Raw genomic sequence first — 16,044 nt, 5'->3', positions numbered from 1 at the left:
CATTTCTCATACCTCTTACCACTAGACCCCATGCTTTTTAAATAAAGGCATCGTAATACTTGTGAAGCATCTCATCGGTAGTTTTATAAATATTCTCTCCCAGAAAATAATCTCTTAACTCCTCGATACAGAACGAAAACTCCCCAATCCTATGTTTGTTCTTAGGATCCTCAATAGACAGCTGCAAGAATTCTATAGCTTTTTCACAAAAACCTATTTTTCTTTTTTCGTTTCCCTTATTCTTCCAATTAATTGCTCTGGAAACCTCACTACCTATATTAGAAATCTGCATGCTAACAGGCATTTCAAACCATGTAGTCCTCAAATCTTTATCCATTTTTCAACAAGCTCCTTTATTTTTTCTCTAGCAACCGGATCTGCAACATCTCTTCCCACACGAGGAAATCCGTGTTCATAGCCTCCCCTTTGCATATTTGTTTTCATCTACAAGGATAAAGTATTCCCTTAGGGCAAGGTCAATACTTTTTTATAATCTTCCAAGCACTCAGAAGCTTTTCCATATTCCAGGCAGCATTGGCGGGACTTGTAGATGGAAGACATATTGCTGGTCTTTTGATTACAGGCTCCGTATACTTTTCAAAATACTTAAGTGCCGTTTTTCCATTGACATATATTGCCTTGATATCCGCTGTATTCAAGATAACGCTTAGATCGTTCTGTACTACATTAGTGATGCTGGAGTCCGACGATCCTACAATATCGCAGGACTGTATCACATCCCATAATGCAATCTTGTTCCTTATCAAAAGAGCTTTCTTTTCCTCTATTGTCTCCGGCTCTTCCTCTTCGAATACTCCGGAAATCACCTTCCAAAATCTATTCTGCTTATGCCCATAGAAAAATCCTTCTTCTCTTGATTTAACAGAGGGAAAACTTCCCAGAATAAGTATTTTTGAACTCTTATCATATATTGGTTCAATTGGATGTATAACCATAATTAAGTCTCCCCTTCCCCCATCCAACATATATGCACACATTCTTGAATCATGTTCTTACGAAACCCGCAGCAAGTGCGTGTTTCTGCAATTCCATCTATGAATACATACTATTCTACCCCTTATTATATGAATTAGGTCACTTATTGTTGCGCTCGTAACCTCAATATCACTTTCATCTATAGCATTAATCATTTCATTCTTTTTTTCCATGTTATAACCCTCTTTCAAATAATATCAATTTGAGATGCCAAATTGGCATCTCAAAATCTGTTTTCTCATTTCTTTATAGAAGTTACTTTCCTCACTCAGTACATCAGTCATCAGTACATCTATTATATCAGACCAAACGTAAATAGTACATATGTTCGATTTGAAATTAAAAAAAGAGAAGCATCTCTGCTTCTCTCTTACTGCCGGCGACCGGGATCGAACCGGTACGGGTATCACTACCCACGGGATTTTAAGTCCCGGGCGTCTGCCAGTTCCGCCACGCCGGCATTACCATATTGGTAAAAAATACGCGATATGCATGATACATATCGCGTTAGTGGGGCCTACAGGGCTCGAACCTGTGACCCTCTGCTTGTAAGGCAGATGCTCTCCCAGCTGAGCTAAGACCCCTTGTTGTAAAAATGCTGGAATTACGCGGTTCTTTAATATTTTAAAATCAAAAAACCATAGTGGAGCTTCAGGGACTTGAACCCGGGACCGACCGGTTATGAGCCGGTTGCTCTAACCAACTGAGCTAAAGCTCCTGATAAATGACTCCGACGAGAATCGAACTCGTGTTACCGCCGTGAAAGGGCGATGTCTTGACCGCTTGACCACGGAGCCAAATGCTGTGCAGTCTTGCTGCCGTTATTTCTCTAGCTCTGGCTGCTCCACTAGGCTCGAAAGGACCTCGCCAAGTGGCCATCCAGGCTACGTACTAGGCTCGTTAAAAACCTCGCCAAGTACTATCGCTCCCCCTGTCGGACTCGAACCAACGACACTTCGGTTAACAGCCGAATGCTCTACCGACTGAGCTAAGGAGGATTATACAAAAATATTTGTACCTTCAAAACCGAACACTGAAATCTCTTAGATCCGTCTCTAACCTTTGCTTTTATTGGATAAGCCCTCGACCTATTAGTACACATCAGCTGAACACGTTACCGTGCTTACACCTTGTGCCTATCTAACCTCGTACTCTCCAAGGGGTCTTACTCCATAAAGGAGGGATATCTCATCTTGAGGGGGGCTTCACGCTTAGATGCCTTCAGCGTTTATCCCTTCCGGACGTGGCTACCCAGCCTTATGCACCTGGCGGTGCAGCTGATACACCAGCGGTCCGTCCATCCCGGTCCTCTCGTACTAAGGACAGCTCCTCTCAGATATCCTACGCCCGCGCCGGATAGGGACCGAACTGTCTCACGACGTTCTGAACCCAGCTCGCGTACCGCTTTAATGGGCGAACAGCCCAACCCTTGGGACCTGCTACAGCCCCAGGATGCGATGAGCCGACATCGAGGTGCCAAACCACTCCGTCGATGTGAACTCTTGGGAGTGATAAGCCTGTTATCCCCAGGGTAGCTTTTATCCGTTGAGCGATGGCAATCCCACTTTCATACCACCGGATCACTAAGTCCTACTTTCGTATCTGTTCCACCCGTCGGTGTCACAGTCAGGCTCCCTTATGCCTTTGCACTCTGCGAATGGTTTCCGTCCATTCTGAAGGAACCTTTGAGCGCCTCCGATACCCTTTCGGAGGCGACCGCCCCAGTCAAACTCCCCGGCAGACATTGTCCCCGGACCCGATTCAGGATCCTTGGTTAGAAAACCAGCATCATAAGGGTGGTATCCCAACAGCGACTCCACTGCAACTGACGTCACAGCTTCTTAGTCTCCCACCTATCCTGTACATACAATACCGGCTCCCAGTATCAACCTGGAGTAAAGCTCCATGGGGTCTTTCCGTCCTGGCGCGGGTAACCAGCATCTTCACTGGTACTTCAATTTCACCGGGTGCATTGCCGAGACAGTGCTCAAATCATTACGCCTTTCGTGCGGGTCGGAACTTACCCGACAAGGAATTTCGCTACCTTAGGACCGTTATAGTTACGGCCGCCGTTTACTGGGGCTTAAATTCAAAGCTTCGCTTGCGCTAACCTCTCCTCTTAACCTTCCAGCACCGGGCAGGCGTCAGCCCATATACTTCACCTTTCGGTTTCGCATAGACCTGTGTTTTTGCTAAACAGTTGCTTGAGCCTCTTCTCTGCGGCCCACGTCTTAGGTGGGCTCCCCTTATCCCGAAGTTACGGGGACATTTTGCCGAGTTCCTTAACAATGCTTCTCCCGTCGGCCTTAGGATTCTCTCCTCATCCACCTGTGTCGGTTTACGGTACGGGTTATACATACGCAATAGTGGCTTTTCTTGGCAGTCATATCTAGTGCTTCGCTACTAATAGTTCGCTCCCCCTTGCGGGACCGGGCTTTCCTTTCCCGGCTCACTCCTTTTGCCTGCGTCCCCACAGTTCTGATATGCATAAGTGCAGGAATATCAACCTGCTGTCCATCGACTACGCCTTACGGCCTCGCCTTAGGTCCCGACTTCCCCAGGGCAGATCAGCTTTACCCTGGAATCCTTGGATATTCGGCCTGGAGGATTCTCACCTCCATCTCGCTACTCATTCCGGCATTCTCTCTTCTAAACGCTCCGCCGCTCCTTTCGGTACGGTTTCTTCGCCCTTTAGAATGCTCCCCTACCGATCAGCATTACCCGTAGATAATACCGATCCCCAGGCTTCGGTGTCGTGTTTCAGCCCCGGTAATTTTCGGCGCAGGACCTCTCGGCTAGTGAGCTATTACGCACTCTTTGAATGTGTGGCTGCTTCTGAGCCAACATCCTAGCTGTCTATGAAATCCCACATCCTTTTCCACTTAACACGTACTTTGGGACCTTAGCCGTGGATCTGGGCTCTTTCCCTTTTGACTGCCCAACTTATCTCGTGCAGTCTGACTCCTGTTCTTATCCTTACTGGCATTCGGAGTTTGATAATCTTTGGTAAGCGGTGAAGCCCCCGCGGATATTCAGTGCTCTACCTCCAAAAGGAATGATACAGGGCTAGCCCTAAAGCTATTTCGGGGAGAACCAGCTATCTCCGAGTTCGATTGGAATTTCTCCCCTATCCACAGCTCATCACCACCCTTTTCAACGGATGTGTGTTCGGACCTCCACAGCCTTTTACGGCCGCTTCATCCTGTCCATGGATAGATCACCCGGTTTCGGGTCTATGTATAAAGACTTGACGCCCTCTTCAGACTTGGTCTCCCTTCGGCTATTCACCTTAAGTGCTTAACCTCGCCTCCATACATAACTCGCCGGACCGTTCTACAAAAAGTACGCGATCACCCTCATATGGGGCTTTCGCAGCTTGCAGGCACAGGGTTTCAGGTTCTCTTTCACTCCCCTCCCGGGGTACTTTTCACCTTTCCCTCACGGTACTGTTTCGCTATCGGTCACTAAGTAGTATTTAGCCTTACGGGGTGGTCCCCGCTCTTTCAGACAAGGTTTCACGTGTCTCGTCCTACTCTGGATACTGCCTCGCTTCGTCATCTTTCGTATACGGGGGTTTCACCCTCTCTGCCGCTGCCTTTCCTTGCAGCTTCTACTAGACGACTCCATAGATCCTGCAGTCCGAACCCCAAGGAGCAAGCTCCCTGGTTTGGGCTCTTCCGCGTTCGCTCGCCGCTACTTACGGAATCACTTTTGTTTTCTCTTCCTCCGGCTACTTAGATGTTTCAGTTCACCGGGTTCCCTTCCTTAACCTATGGATTCAGTTAAGGATGACGGAGGTCTTCTCCGCCGGGTTGCCCCATTCAGATATCTGCGGCTCATAGCTTATTTGCAGCTCCCCGCAGCTTTTCGCAGCTTATCACGTCTTTCATCGGCTCTTAGTGCCAAGGCATCCGCCCTGCGCCCTATATAGCTTAACCATTTACTAAGCAATATAGAAACTGTCCATTATCTTTCGATAACTTTCTGTTCTCGTGTTTCATTTCTGTATAGCGTTACATAAATGAAACGAATTTTTGATCTTACGATCATTGTTAATTCTGGATCTTCGATGTCGATTCTTAATCGTAGTTAATCTTGGATTATCTTCTGATTAAAAAATCTTTCATTTCAGTATTCGGTTTTCAAGGTACAAATGCCAGCTTCGCTGGCGAGTGGAGATGGAGAGATTCGAACTCTTGACCCCCTGCTTGCAAGGCAGGTGCTCTCCCAACTGAGCTACACCCCCACGGTGCTTGATTAGTGTTTTGTATTAAAGTGGGCTTAAGTGGGCCTTTCCCCTATGACGAAAGGTTACTTAAGTGGGCTTAAGTGGACTCGAACCACCGACCTCACGCTTATCAGGCGTGCGCTCTAACCGGCTGAGCTATAAGCCCGCACTAATCTTTTTTAAATCCGGCAGCCACCTATCCTCCCATACCGTTGCCAGTATAGTACTTTCGGCCGCTTTGGTCTTAACCGTCGTGTTCGGGATGGGAACGGGTGTTACCCCAAAGCGCATCGCCACCGGAAATTTCTTGATGTCCCTCGACATCTAAACAGTAATACAACTCCCTACTTCATTCCTTTTCCTTAGAAAGGAGGTGATCCAGCCGCAGGTTCTCCTACGGCTACCTTGTTACGACTTCACCCCAGTTATCCGACCTGCCTTCGACGGCTCTCTCCTTACGGTTAAGTCACCGGCTTCGGGCATTTCCGACTCCCATGGTGTGACGGGCGGTGTGTACAAGACCCGGGAACGTATTCACCGCAGCATGCTGATCTGCGATTACTAGCGATTCCAGCTTCGTGCAGGCGGGTTGCAGCCTACAGTCCGAACTGGGTCGTTATTTTTGGGATTTGCTCACCTTCGCAGGGTCGCTTCCCTTTGTTACGACATTGTAGCACGTGTGTGGCCCAGATCATAAGGGGCATGATGATTTGACGTCATCCCCACCTTCCTCCAGGTTATCCCTGGCAGTCTCCATAGAGTTCCCATCTTACTGCTGGCTACTATGGACAAGGGTTGCGCTCGTTGCGGGACTTAACCCAACATCTCACGACACGAGCTGACGACAACCATGCACCACCTGTCTCAGATGTCCCGAAGGACTGAAAGCATTACCTCTCATTCATCTGGATCTCAAGATCTGGTAAGGTTCTTCGCGTTGCTTCGAATTAAACCACATGCTCCACCGCTTGTGCGGGTCCCCGTCAATTCCTTTGAGTTTCATTCTTGCGAACGTACTCCCCAGGTGGAATACTTACTGCGTTAGCGACGGCACTGAAAACCTATGGTTCCCAACACCTAGTATTCATCGTTTACCGCGTGGACTACCAGGGTATCTAATCCTGTTTGCTCCCCACGCCTTCGAGCCTCAACGTCAGTTGCTGTCCAGTAAGCCGCCTTCGCCACCGATGTTCCTCCTAATATCTACGCATTTCACCGCTACACTAGGAATTCCGCTTACCTCTCCAGTACTCTAGTTATACAGTTTCCAAAGCAAGCCCACGGTTGAGCCGTGGGGTTTCACTTCAGACTTGCATAACCGTCTGCGCTCCCTTTACACCCAGTAAATCCGGATAACGCTTGCCCCCTACGTATTACCGCGGCTGCTGGCACGTAGTTAGCCGGGGCTTCTTAGTCAGGTACCGTCATCTCTCTTGCGAGTCTTTCTTCCCTGCTGATAGAGCTTTACATACCGAAATACTTCTTCACTCACGCGGCGTCGCTGCATCAGAGTTTCCTCCATTGTGCAATATCCCCCACTGCTGCCTCCCGTAGGAGTTTGGGCCGTGTCTCAGTCCCAATGTGGCCGTCCGACCTCTCAGTCCGGCTACAGATCGTCGCCTTGGTAAGCCGTTACCTTACCAACTAGCTAATCTGACGCGGGCCCATCTCATACTACCGGAGTTTTTCACACTGAGTCATGCGACTCTGTGCGCTTATGCGGTATTATCAGTCGTTTCCAACTGCTATCCCCCAGTATGAGGCAGGTTGCCCACGCGTTACTCACCCGTCCGCCACTAAGATTAAACAAGATTTGACCGAAGTCTCGTCAGCGTCTAATCTCCGTTCGACTTGCATGTGTTAGGCACGCCGCCAGCGTTCATCCTGAGCCAGGATCGAACTCTCACGTTTAAAAGTTTGATTCTGTTCAGAACTTTAAGCTTGGCTTTTTGTTCTGTCCGTTATTACTTTGGTTTGTTACATTTCTGAATTATTCTCTTGGAATTTTTCAGGGTTGCATTACTGTTTATTTGTCAAGGTGCTGTAATTATGATCCTTACTGATTGCGTAAGGCAACGCAGAAGGAGGGATTTGAACCCTCGCGCCGCTATTAACGACCTGCACCCTTTCCAGGGGTGTCTCTTCAACCACTTGAGTACTTCTGCAAAATAGTTGACTAATAATTAGTATGTTATTAACAACAGCGTGTTCATAATTAAGCGGAGCGAAAGGGATTCGAACCCTTGTGGCGTTGCCGCCAAACGGTTTTCAAGACCGCCTCGTTATGACCGCTTCGATATCGCTCCGAGTCATCTGAAACTGTATCTCAGATCATATATCGCTCTGCCGAAGTGCTTGCCGCATCTCGCGCAGCGCAAAATCTATACTATCAAAGTGGGGGCTAAGTGTCAAGCATGTTTTTCAACTTTTTTTGTAAATTTTTATTGCGTGACCAAATCTTTGTAAATCCGTACTAATGACACCACTGATTTTTCTATTGAAAACTGCTCCAGCACTCGCTTTCTGGCATTTGTAGCAAGCTCTTTTCCAAATGCCTTATCTTCCACCGCTTTTTTGATAGCTTCCCTAAGAACATCCGCATCCTTAGGTTCCACCAGGTATCCCTCTTTACCATTGTTGATGATCTCAGGTATTCCGCCTACTTTAGTCGATACAACGACGCATCCGTGAAGCATTGCCTCAAGTATGGACACAGGCAGTCCCTCATAATAGGAAGGCAGCACATAGACGCCGCATTCCTCAAGATACCTGTCCTTCTCTTTCCCGGAGATCCAGCCCAGATACTCCGCAAAAGGACATTCCTCTATTATTCTTTTGTAGCGTTCCTCTTCATAAATGCCGCCCAAATACAGTCTTATCCGGGGATTTGTATCATGAAGTTCAGACACTGCCTTGATCAGCTCGTCAATTCCCTTATCGGCACATATCCTGCCAAGGAACAGGAGCTTATTAAGATCCTTCTTTTCAAAGGTCACATCAATATTATCGGCTTCATATCCGGCAGTCTTAACACCGTTGGGAAAAACAATTATCTTATCAGCCCTTGTCAGTTTTCCAAAGTATTCCTTCCAGGAAGATGTCAGAACCAGCATAACATCAGCCATATCCAGGATCTCCCGAAAATAGCTTCGTCTTTTATCACTTATCTGGTTCTCGTAATAGTTCTTGAAATCGCCACCATGCTGGTGCAGTACCACCTTCTTACCGTGCCTTTTGGCACATCTTATGAAATAGGACTTCCTCATGAAGCTGCGATCCGAAGCGGCATTCACGTGAACCACATCAAAAGAAGATACCAAAGACGCAAACTCAAGATAAGCTCCGATGGCAACAAACAGCTTTTTAACCTTGCTGCCTTCCCTCATTGTCCCAATATACTTAAGGTCGACCTCGTTTCCGAGGCCGGCCTCATAATAGCTGTTTACCATTGCCGAAATTCCGCCGTGTACGGACCTGTCCGGTCCTACCATCAGCACTTTTATCTTATCTCCCATGGGAAAAGAGCTGTCTCCTTAATTATCTCTTTCTTCTGTCAAGAATAGCCTGTGCCACCGCAATGTCTTCCGGTGTGGTTATCTTGATGTTATCGTAGGAGCCCTCAACCAGCTTAACCCTGGTATCAGTATAGTATTCAACAACCATGGCATCATCGGTGATGTTGATGCCTTTGGCCATAAGGTCTCCCTCTTCTCTGTCCAGTCTCTTATAAAGGTCAAGGATCATGCCATAGGAAAAGACCTGCGGAGTCTGGACCACCCAAACCTTATCCCTGTCAGGTGTATTATCTGCAAATCCCTTATCGTCTGCAATCTTGACAGTATCCTTGGCCGGCATTCCGACAACACAAGCTTTATGCGTCTTCACCGCATCAAGAGCCCTCATGATGATATCCCTGTCGATGAAAGGTCTCGCACCATCATGGATAAAGGCATAGTCACAATCTGCGGCTGCTGCCATAAGTCCCAGGCGCACGCTGTGATATCTGGCCATACCGCCCTCAACAACAGCTGTGACCTTGTCAAAACCATACTTCTCCACAATCTCTTTCTTTACATAATCCACGTCGCCTCTTGAGACCACCACAACAATGTCGTCCACGATGCTCTCTTCAAAGGCCTTTATTGAGTAGTAAATGAGCGGCTTCCCGCCCAGATCCAGGTACTGCTTCTTAACATCGGATTTCATCCTGCTGCCGCTTCCCGCAGCCAGCACAACTGCTACTGTCTTCATACACGCCTCCTGAAATTTATGAATTCCTTCCGTGGTATCTTCGTTCTCTGTCCCCCAGAGGAAGGTTTGGAACCGCATTCATATCAAGGCCGAAACGCACGCCCTTCATATATTCATAGTAGGCCGCAGCGCCGATCATTGCAGCATTGTCTGTGCAAAGAACCGGTGAAGGCCTGTAGTATTTGATATTATTAGCCGCACACTCTTTTTCCATGAGTGCACGAAGTCCTGAATTGGAGGCAACACCTCCGGCAATTGCCAGCTTGTCATAGCCAAATTCCCTGCAGGCTTTGATGGCATGTCCCACCAGCACTTCGGTGACAGCCTTCTGGAAGGAAGCAGCAACATCAGCCTGATCAAGCTCCTGTCCCTGCATTCTGGCCTGATTGATGAGATTCAGGACCGCAGACTTAAGTCCTGAAAAAGAGAAATCATACTCAGCCCCGGGTATCCTGGCCTGGGGGAAGGTAAACGCATCGGGATTGCCGTTTTTAGCGGCGGCATCCATCTTGGGACCGCCGGGATAGCCAAGACCTATCGCTCTTGCCACCTTATCGAAGGCTTCTCCTGCCGCATCATCTCTGGTCTGGCCAATGATCTCATACTCGCCGTAGTCCTTCACCACCACAAGATGAGAGTGTCCTCCGGATACCACAAGGCATACGAAAGGCGGCTCAAGGTCCTTGTTCTCGATGAAATTGGCGCTGATATGGCCCTCAATGTGATGAACGCCTATAAGTGGCTTATTCTTGGCAAAAGAGATAGCTTTAGCCTCAGAAACGCCCACTAAAAGTGCACCGACAAGACCGGGGCCATAGGTAACTGCCACGGCATCGATGTCATCCAGGGTAACCTTCGCTTCATCCAGAGCTGCTCTGATACAGCCATTCATTTTTTCCACATGTTTTCTGGAGGCAATCTCCGGAACAACTCCTCCATATATGGTATGGAGCGCTATCTGAGATGAAATGATGTTGGAGAGAACTTCGCGGCCGTTTCTGACAACTGCTGCCGCTGTCTCATCGCAGGAGCTTTCTATGGCAAGGATAGTAACATCATCCTTACCTGCGCTCTCGCGGTTTACATCCTCTGTGCCTTCCTTGATGGACATGAAGATCACGCCATCTTCTTCTACATTCTTATCAATCTGCATATCGTAAATCCTTATCTGCCAAACTCTATAAGAGCCTCTGCCTCTTTTTCCCTGTTATGGCTGTTCTCACTCAGGAAATCAATGTCCGACTTCGCCGTCAGCCGGAAAATCTCATCTTCCTCGGAAACGTCGCCGGGGTGGAACAACAGCTCAATATTCTCTATGCCCTTTTCCCTTGCCAGATCCTCGGCGTAGGGTAGGCACTCTTTTACATTGTTGTAGAACATATGCCCTGAGAGCATGATACCCATGAAAAGACTCTTCTCAAGCTTCAGATTCTCCAGTGCCCTCTCGTGCTTTTTGATGTTTCTTTTGACCAGAGCATTGAGAACAAGGCTCTTCACGACATTTATAGGTTTAATATCCCTGATAAACTCAAAGGATTTCCGGTATATGGAAAGTTCCTCCTTGGGGAATCTGATGTAGGAAACCGGAACATCAAGGAGCCGCAGCTCTGCCATCAGCGCATCAAAGACAATGGGAAGCATGTGGTAGTGCACGTGTCCGTCGATTCTGAAGACGCCGTCGTTCATATATGGGGCGCAGGCCTGAAGCTGTGCTCTTATCTCCCTTCGGATCTGCTTTGAGTAGCTAACCCTCACAACGGGGAGGTAGCTTATCAGAAGGAGCTTCACAAAACCGATGTTGAAGTTTCCGTCCTTATCAATGAGTTTCCGGGCTTTCTTACCGGTGAGGGGCTGTCCCGCAACGAAATTAAGGTGCACGGTGATGGCCAGGTCCTTTTTGATATCGGAAATGGCGTCCATACACTCTTTAAGATACGGGCTGTTGGGCATGATGCTTATGCCATTCAGTGCTCCGTTATAATAGCAGTCTATAATATGACGGCTCTGGACCGGTAAGAGTCCGTAGTCGTCTGCGTGAAATTCTATCAATTCTTATTCCTCAGCTTTCAGGGTCCATCCCAGGATTTTCCAGTTACCGGTAGCCACGTCCCGGCGCATTATAAATTCATAGTAGTTGGCACTGGTGCCGTTGGAACCGTGCCTTAAGGAGAACAGGCACTCAACGGTGCACATCATTCTTCCGTCAACATTTATCTCTTCAGGTTCTCTGGCCTGAGTCATTACATAGTTGGAAATCGAGTAGTCCTCAGCTTTTCTGCCTGCAACCTCAGACTTTATGCTTGAGGCAAAGTTCAGATTGTTGGTAAGAAGCTCGTCATCCATGATCCCCATCAGGATATCGATCATCTTGTTTTCCTGCTCATCGGAGTACTCCTCTTTGTAAAGAACCTGCATTGTGCGGGCATAGAGCTCAACGACCTTTCTTGCACTGGCAGGATAATCCTTTTCAAGATTGGTTGTGGTGATCTCGTCCACCACGGTAAGATTATAGGTTTCCTCCGTAGGAGTCTTGTGGTTTCTGGTAAACAAAAGATACAGCCCCAATACAATAATGGCGCCAAGCACCACCAGAATAATTGATTTGACTATTGCCGAACCGGTACTGCCTTTTTCCATATCCCCTCTTTCCGCGCAGCATGGCGCTTACTTCTCGTCTGTAAATTTAAGTTCCACATTTCGGCCATCCTTGGCCGCTATGGTATTTTCAAATATCTTCCTGGTCTCAGGCAAAAACTCCATTGGATTTACCAGTGAAGGACTGTAGTGAGTAAGCCACATCACTTTTACCCCGGCGTCCCTTGCCATCCTTGCGGCCTCGTAGAAGGTCATATGCTTGTTCTCTCTGGCCTTGGCAATCTTGTCCTCCTCGCCGTACATACCTTCGCAGATAAAAAGATCCGAGTCCTTGGCGTTTTTTACTATGCTGTCGGTAGGTCTTGAATCAGTAACGTAAGTAAGCTTGATGCCCTTGCGCTCCTGTCCCAGCACCATGTCCGGTGTAAGGGTCCTTCCGCTCTCATCAACAACGGTCTCTCCTCTTTGGAGGATTCCCCAGTAATTTCTGTCAATTCCGGCAGCGGTTGCAGCTTCCACATTGAACTTGCCCTGACGCCTTAAGGACATTGAATAGCCGTAGCAGGTCACGTTGTGATTGACCCTGAAGGCTGTGATGGTAAAGTCAGGCATTCCTTCCATGGTAAAAGATTCTTCATCTTCCTTAAGTTCCTTGAAACGGATCTCAAAGGGCAGCTCCGGAGCGATGACTCTTAAGCTGTTGACCACCTTTTCAAGGCCTCTTGGCCCCACCATCAAAAGCGGCTCTGTTCTCTCAGCGTTGCCCATGGTGAGCAGCATTCCCGGAAGTCCGCTGATGTGGTCCGCATGGTAATGGGTAAAGCACATCACGTCGATGGGCTTTGCGCTGTGGCCCCTGCGCTTCATTGCAATCTGGGTGGCCTCGCCGCAGTCGATCAGCACGCACTTTCCGTTATATCTCACCAGAAGTGATGTGAGATATCTGTTTGGAAGCGGCATCATTCCGCCGGTTCCAAGTAAGCAAACATCTATCATAAATTAATTCCTTTTCCAGTAGATTGCGGCATCATCCTTGGGGTCGTCGTAGAACCCGGGTCTTATGCCTTCGTTCTTAAATCCAAGCTTCTCATAAAGCCCTATTGCAGGTGCATTTGAAGCACGGACCTCTAAAGTATAATTCTCAATGCCTATGCCGCGGCCCCTCTCAAGGAGCTGCTTCACCATCTTGTAGGCCGTTCCGTTTCTGCGGACATCTCCCGAAACGGACACGTTTGTGACTTCGCCGTCTCCGGATACGTTTCTTACACCGCACAGTCCCACGATCCTGCCGGCCATCTCCGATACCAGATAAACGGTGTCATCCCTTGTCATGGCCTCAAGAAGCTGGCCTGCTGTCCATGCCTCTTTTCCCAGATTGGTCTTCTCAAGCTTTGCCGCATCCTCGATATCCTCGGCTGTCATCTCCCTGATCCTGACCATACCGGGAGTGCTGTGAACTTCCATCCTGCGCCTTGCCTTTTCTTTGGCGGTCTGCTCGTCTTTGCCCTCGCCCTTCTCCCTGGCTTCTCTTTCAGCCTGGGAAAGACGAAGATACTCGGGTGCAAACTCATCTGCGCTGACGGTTATGCCATCCCGGACATAAACCTTCGCCAGTGCCAAAAGAGCTGCCGCACTCTGCCTGCTCTGATGAAGAGGCGCAATGGAATAGGGAACCTTAAGTTCCTTCTCCAGAATGTCATGATAAACGGGAACCCCGTCTCCGAGAAGAATGGCGGGTTTGCCGATGCTGTTGAGCTTTTCTATTATCTCTCCCACTGAAACGGCGCACTGGCCGCAGATCGTCTGCATGTCAAAGCTGCGCTCCAGGTTCTTCTCTTCACTGACCACCGGAACGAAGGTGTAGATTCCTGTATAGACCTGATTCCTTCTGGCATCCATCATAGGGCAGATGATCTTCTCATTGCCGTAGAGGTTGTAGGCCAGTCCATCCAGTGTAGGGATGGGAATGATGGGCTTATCAAGAGCCAGTGCCAGTCCCTTTGCCGTTGCACTTCCTATACGAAGTCCGGTAAAAGAGCCGGGGCCCTTAGCCACAGCTATGGCATCAATGGTGGAGAGATCCAGGTTGACCTTCTTCCTGATGTCCTCCATCATTGGCATCAGTATCTCTGAATGTGTAGTTTTGTATTGAATCGAGAACTGCGCAAGAAGCATGTCGCCGTCAGAGACAGCTACTGTTCCCACAAGTCCCGAAGTATCTATCGCTAATATTCTCATATGATTGCCTTATCGTTTTGTCATGGTTATAAGTCTGTAATCGAAGCCCTTCTCCAGGTTCTTCTCAATCACTATCTGTGTGTAATGCTCGGGCAGAAGCTCTTCTATGAGATTTGCCCACTCCACAAAGCAGACTCCGTCTCCGTAGAAATAGTCCTCATATCCGATCTCATCCATCTCGCTGATATCGCCTATTCTGTAGACATCGAAATGGTAGAAGGGGATACGTCCCTCATCATACACCTGCAAAATGGTGAAGGTGGGACTGCTGACCGGCCCTTTTATGCCAAGTCCCGCAGCAACGCCCTGGGTCAGGACAGTCTTGCCAACTCCCAGGTCTCCTATGAGTGTGTAGACCATACCCGGCACAGCGCTTTCGCCTATTCTCTTTCCCAGCTCGAAGGTTTCCTCCGGGCTGTTAGTTTCATGTCTGGTGACAATCTCCATAGTCTTATCTCCATTCACTCATTCTTATCCGAATATATATTACCACATTATAGCCGCCTGCTACAAAAAACAACAGCCATATCGGGGCTGAACCGAAATGGCTGCTGTTTTCTTAATATAATCTACGCTTTTGAAATGTTAGGGAAACTCTTAATTATGCATCTGCTTCCTGAGTTGCTGCCTTCTTGCGAATGCCGCGGAAGCCATCAGCCTTAAGCACGGGGCTGAGCTGCTTGTAAACAAGGAAGGTGATTGCGCTGTCTGCTACGCCCTTAACAAGGTTGAAGGGTGCTACGCAAAGAGCACAGAAGGTGAACAGGTTTGTTACTGCAGGGTTGATTGCTGTTCCTGCTGCGATAAAAGAATCTACGCCGCTTCCGAAAAGTACTGCGTATGCGGGAAGCAGGAAGAATGCGTTGAGGGTAGCTCCTACGAATGCGATGCAAAGAGTACCTACAAGGCAGCTGATAAGTGCTGTGTTCCTTGTCTTCTTAAATCTGTAGATAACGGTTGCGGGAACAACGAAGGCTGCTCCAACCACAAAGTTCGCGATCTCTCCTACAAAACCTGTTGTGGTTCCCTGGATGACCACGTTAAGAAGCACCTTGATAAACTCGATCATAACGCCTACAAGAGGACCTGCTGCAAATCCACCGATAAGAGCGGGGATATCGCTGAAATCAAACTTGTAGAATGCAGGTGCGAAAGGAAGCGGGAACTCAAAGAGCATAAGCACAAAGGATATTGCTGAGAATACTCCGATGATGGCTATCTTTCTGATGCTGAAAACATCTTCTACTCTGGCGCCGGCCTCGATCTCACGCTTTCTTGCTCTCTTCTCCGCAAAGCCTGTGATCGCAAAAGCGACGGCAATGAGGAGGAGCAGCGCAATAAAGTGCCCTGCATTGTTGGAAATTACCTGGATCAGTGACTGTTTCTCTTTCATGTTTTTCTCCTTCTTTCTCATCGGGTTATGTAATTTTGATTATGAAGGAGAGATTAAGTGGGAAATCCTTGGACGTCATCGCCGCTTATGCAAAAGAGCCTTCATAAATCGGAAATGACATTTCAGCATCCTTCAAGAGAACCTCGGCAGATGCTCTTCACTTCTTCTCTCATCCAGACTTTACTGTCGGTTTTGGAATCTCACCAAATCAGCCACATATGTGGGTCGCGGACTGTACCGCCGGTTGGGAATCTCACCCTGCCCCGAAGAATTAAATTTTATACAATCATATTATTACCGGTCCACCCGTCTGTCAAGCACGAGTTTGACAACAATATTTAAC

The 16,044-nt window shown here is 48.2% G+C and carries 11 protein-coding genes, 9 tRNA genes, 3 rRNA genes and 1 riboswitch; all 23 genes read right to left on the bottom strand.

Annotation, left to right across the window (positions count from 1 at the left end; all coding sequences use genetic code 11):
* Positions 1 to 37: 37 nt before the first annotated feature.
* Positions 38 to 337 (bottom strand): hypothetical protein, encoded by a 300-nt coding sequence (locus tag T456_RS0104375; protein ID WP_024865081.1) that lies wholly within the window; start codon positions 335 to 337, stop codon positions 38 to 40.
* Positions 338 to 476: 139 nt separating this feature from the next.
* The gene (locus T456_RS0104365; protein WP_024865080.1) at positions 477 to 956 is read right to left on the bottom strand and encodes a DNA-deoxyinosine glycosylase; all 480 of its coding nucleotides are present in this window, start codon (positions 954 to 956) and stop codon (positions 477 to 479) included.
* Positions 957 to 1,370: 414 nt separating this feature from the next.
* A tRNA-Leu gene (locus tag T456_RS0104355) sits at positions 1,371 to 1,456 on the bottom strand.
* A 51-nt stretch (positions 1,457 to 1,507) separates the two neighbouring features.
* Positions 1,508 to 1,580: transfer RNA gene (locus T456_RS0104350), tRNA-Val, on the bottom strand.
* A gap of 60 nt (positions 1,581 to 1,640) precedes the next feature.
* A tRNA-Ile gene (locus tag T456_RS0104345) sits at positions 1,641 to 1,714 on the bottom strand.
* Between the two features lie 7 nt (positions 1,715 to 1,721).
* A tRNA-Glu gene (locus tag T456_RS0104340) sits at positions 1,722 to 1,793 on the bottom strand.
* 128 nt (positions 1,794 to 1,921) lie between these two features.
* Positions 1,922 to 1,994: transfer RNA gene (locus T456_RS0104335), tRNA-Asn, on the bottom strand.
* A gap of 73 nt (positions 1,995 to 2,067) precedes the next feature.
* Positions 2,068 to 4,934, bottom strand: a 23S ribosomal RNA gene (locus T456_RS0104330).
* A 235-nt stretch (positions 4,935 to 5,169) separates the two neighbouring features.
* A tRNA-Ala gene (locus tag T456_RS0104325) sits at positions 5,170 to 5,242 on the bottom strand.
* A gap of 74 nt (positions 5,243 to 5,316) precedes the next feature.
* Positions 5,317 to 5,390 (bottom strand) — tRNA-Ile (locus tag T456_RS0104320).
* A 17-nt stretch (positions 5,391 to 5,407) separates the two neighbouring features.
* Positions 5,408 to 5,525: ribosomal RNA gene (rrf, locus tag T456_RS0104315) — 5S ribosomal RNA — on the bottom strand.
* A gap of 65 nt (positions 5,526 to 5,590) precedes the next feature.
* A 16S ribosomal RNA gene (locus tag T456_RS0104310) occupies positions 5,591 to 7,135 on the bottom strand.
* The 16S, 23S and 5S rRNA genes sit together here with 9 tRNA genes alongside, the layout of an rRNA operon.
* A gap of 165 nt (positions 7,136 to 7,300) precedes the next feature.
* Positions 7,301 to 7,389 (bottom strand) — tRNA-Ser (locus T456_RS0104305).
* A 55-nt stretch (positions 7,390 to 7,444) separates the two neighbouring features.
* Positions 7,445 to 7,530 (bottom strand) — tRNA-Ser (locus tag T456_RS0104300).
* A 135-nt stretch (positions 7,531 to 7,665) separates the two neighbouring features.
* Positions 7,666 to 8,739 carry a glycosyltransferase family 4 protein gene (locus T456_RS0104295; RefSeq protein ID WP_024865079.1) on the bottom strand — a complete coding sequence of 358 codons (1,074 nt, stop codon included), beginning with the start codon at positions 8,737 to 8,739 and terminating at the stop codon, positions 7,666 to 7,668.
* Between the two features lie 22 nt (positions 8,740 to 8,761).
* Complete coding sequence (ispD, locus tag T456_RS0104290; RefSeq protein WP_024865078.1) at positions 8,762 to 9,475, bottom strand: 2-C-methyl-D-erythritol 4-phosphate cytidylyltransferase; 714 nt, start codon at positions 9,473 to 9,475, stop codon at positions 8,762 to 8,764.
* A gap of 16 nt (positions 9,476 to 9,491) precedes the next feature.
* The gene (gene tsaD / locus T456_RS0104285; RefSeq protein WP_051464979.1) at positions 9,492 to 10,586 is read right to left on the bottom strand and encodes a tRNA (adenosine(37)-N6)-threonylcarbamoyltransferase complex transferase subunit TsaD; all 1,095 of its coding nucleotides are present in this window, start codon (positions 10,584 to 10,586) and stop codon (positions 9,492 to 9,494) included.
* Positions 10,587 to 10,639: 53 nt separating this feature from the next.
* Complete coding sequence (locus tag T456_RS0104280) at positions 10,640 to 11,524, bottom strand: ChbG/HpnK family deacetylase (protein ID WP_024865076.1); 885 nt, start codon at positions 11,522 to 11,524, stop codon at positions 10,640 to 10,642.
* 3 nt (positions 11,525 to 11,527) lie between these two features.
* On the bottom strand, positions 11,528 to 12,112 hold the full coding sequence (locus T456_RS21040) for a DUF6715 family protein (RefSeq protein WP_024865075.1): 585 nt from the start codon (positions 12,110 to 12,112) through the stop codon (positions 11,528 to 11,530).
* 27 nt (positions 12,113 to 12,139) lie between these two features.
* Entirely contained in the window at positions 12,140 to 13,066 is a 927-nt protein-coding gene (locus T456_RS0104270; RefSeq protein ID WP_024865074.1) for a ribonuclease Z, read from the bottom strand.
* Positions 13,067 to 13,069: 3 nt separating this feature from the next.
* Positions 13,070 to 14,308 carry a tRNA (adenosine(37)-N6)-threonylcarbamoyltransferase complex dimerization subunit type 1 TsaB gene (tsaB, locus tag T456_RS21860; RefSeq protein ID WP_024865073.1) on the bottom strand — a complete coding sequence of 413 codons (1,239 nt, stop codon included), beginning with the start codon at positions 14,306 to 14,308 and terminating at the stop codon, positions 13,070 to 13,072.
* 9 nt (positions 14,309 to 14,317) lie between these two features.
* Positions 14,318 to 14,755: a tRNA (adenosine(37)-N6)-threonylcarbamoyltransferase complex ATPase subunit type 1 TsaE gene (tsaE, locus tag T456_RS0104260; protein WP_035801183.1), complete on the bottom strand. Its 438-nt coding sequence runs from the start codon at positions 14,753 to 14,755 to the stop codon at positions 14,318 to 14,320.
* Positions 14,756 to 14,909: 154 nt separating this feature from the next.
* Positions 14,910 to 15,701, bottom strand: coding sequence for an ECF transporter S component (locus T456_RS0104255; RefSeq protein ID WP_024865071.1), 792 nt, complete (start codon positions 15,699 to 15,701; stop codon positions 14,910 to 14,912).
* Positions 15,702 to 15,858: 157 nt separating this feature from the next.
* Positions 15,859 to 15,976, bottom strand: a riboswitch (FMN riboswitch).
* Positions 15,977 to 16,044 lie beyond the last annotated feature (68 nt).

It is taken from the genome of Butyrivibrio sp. FCS014, assembly GCF_000526935.1.
Classification (GTDB): domain Bacteria; phylum Bacillota; class Clostridia; order Lachnospirales; family Lachnospiraceae; genus Butyrivibrio.
This window is presented reverse-complemented; position numbering and strand designations above follow the sequence as displayed.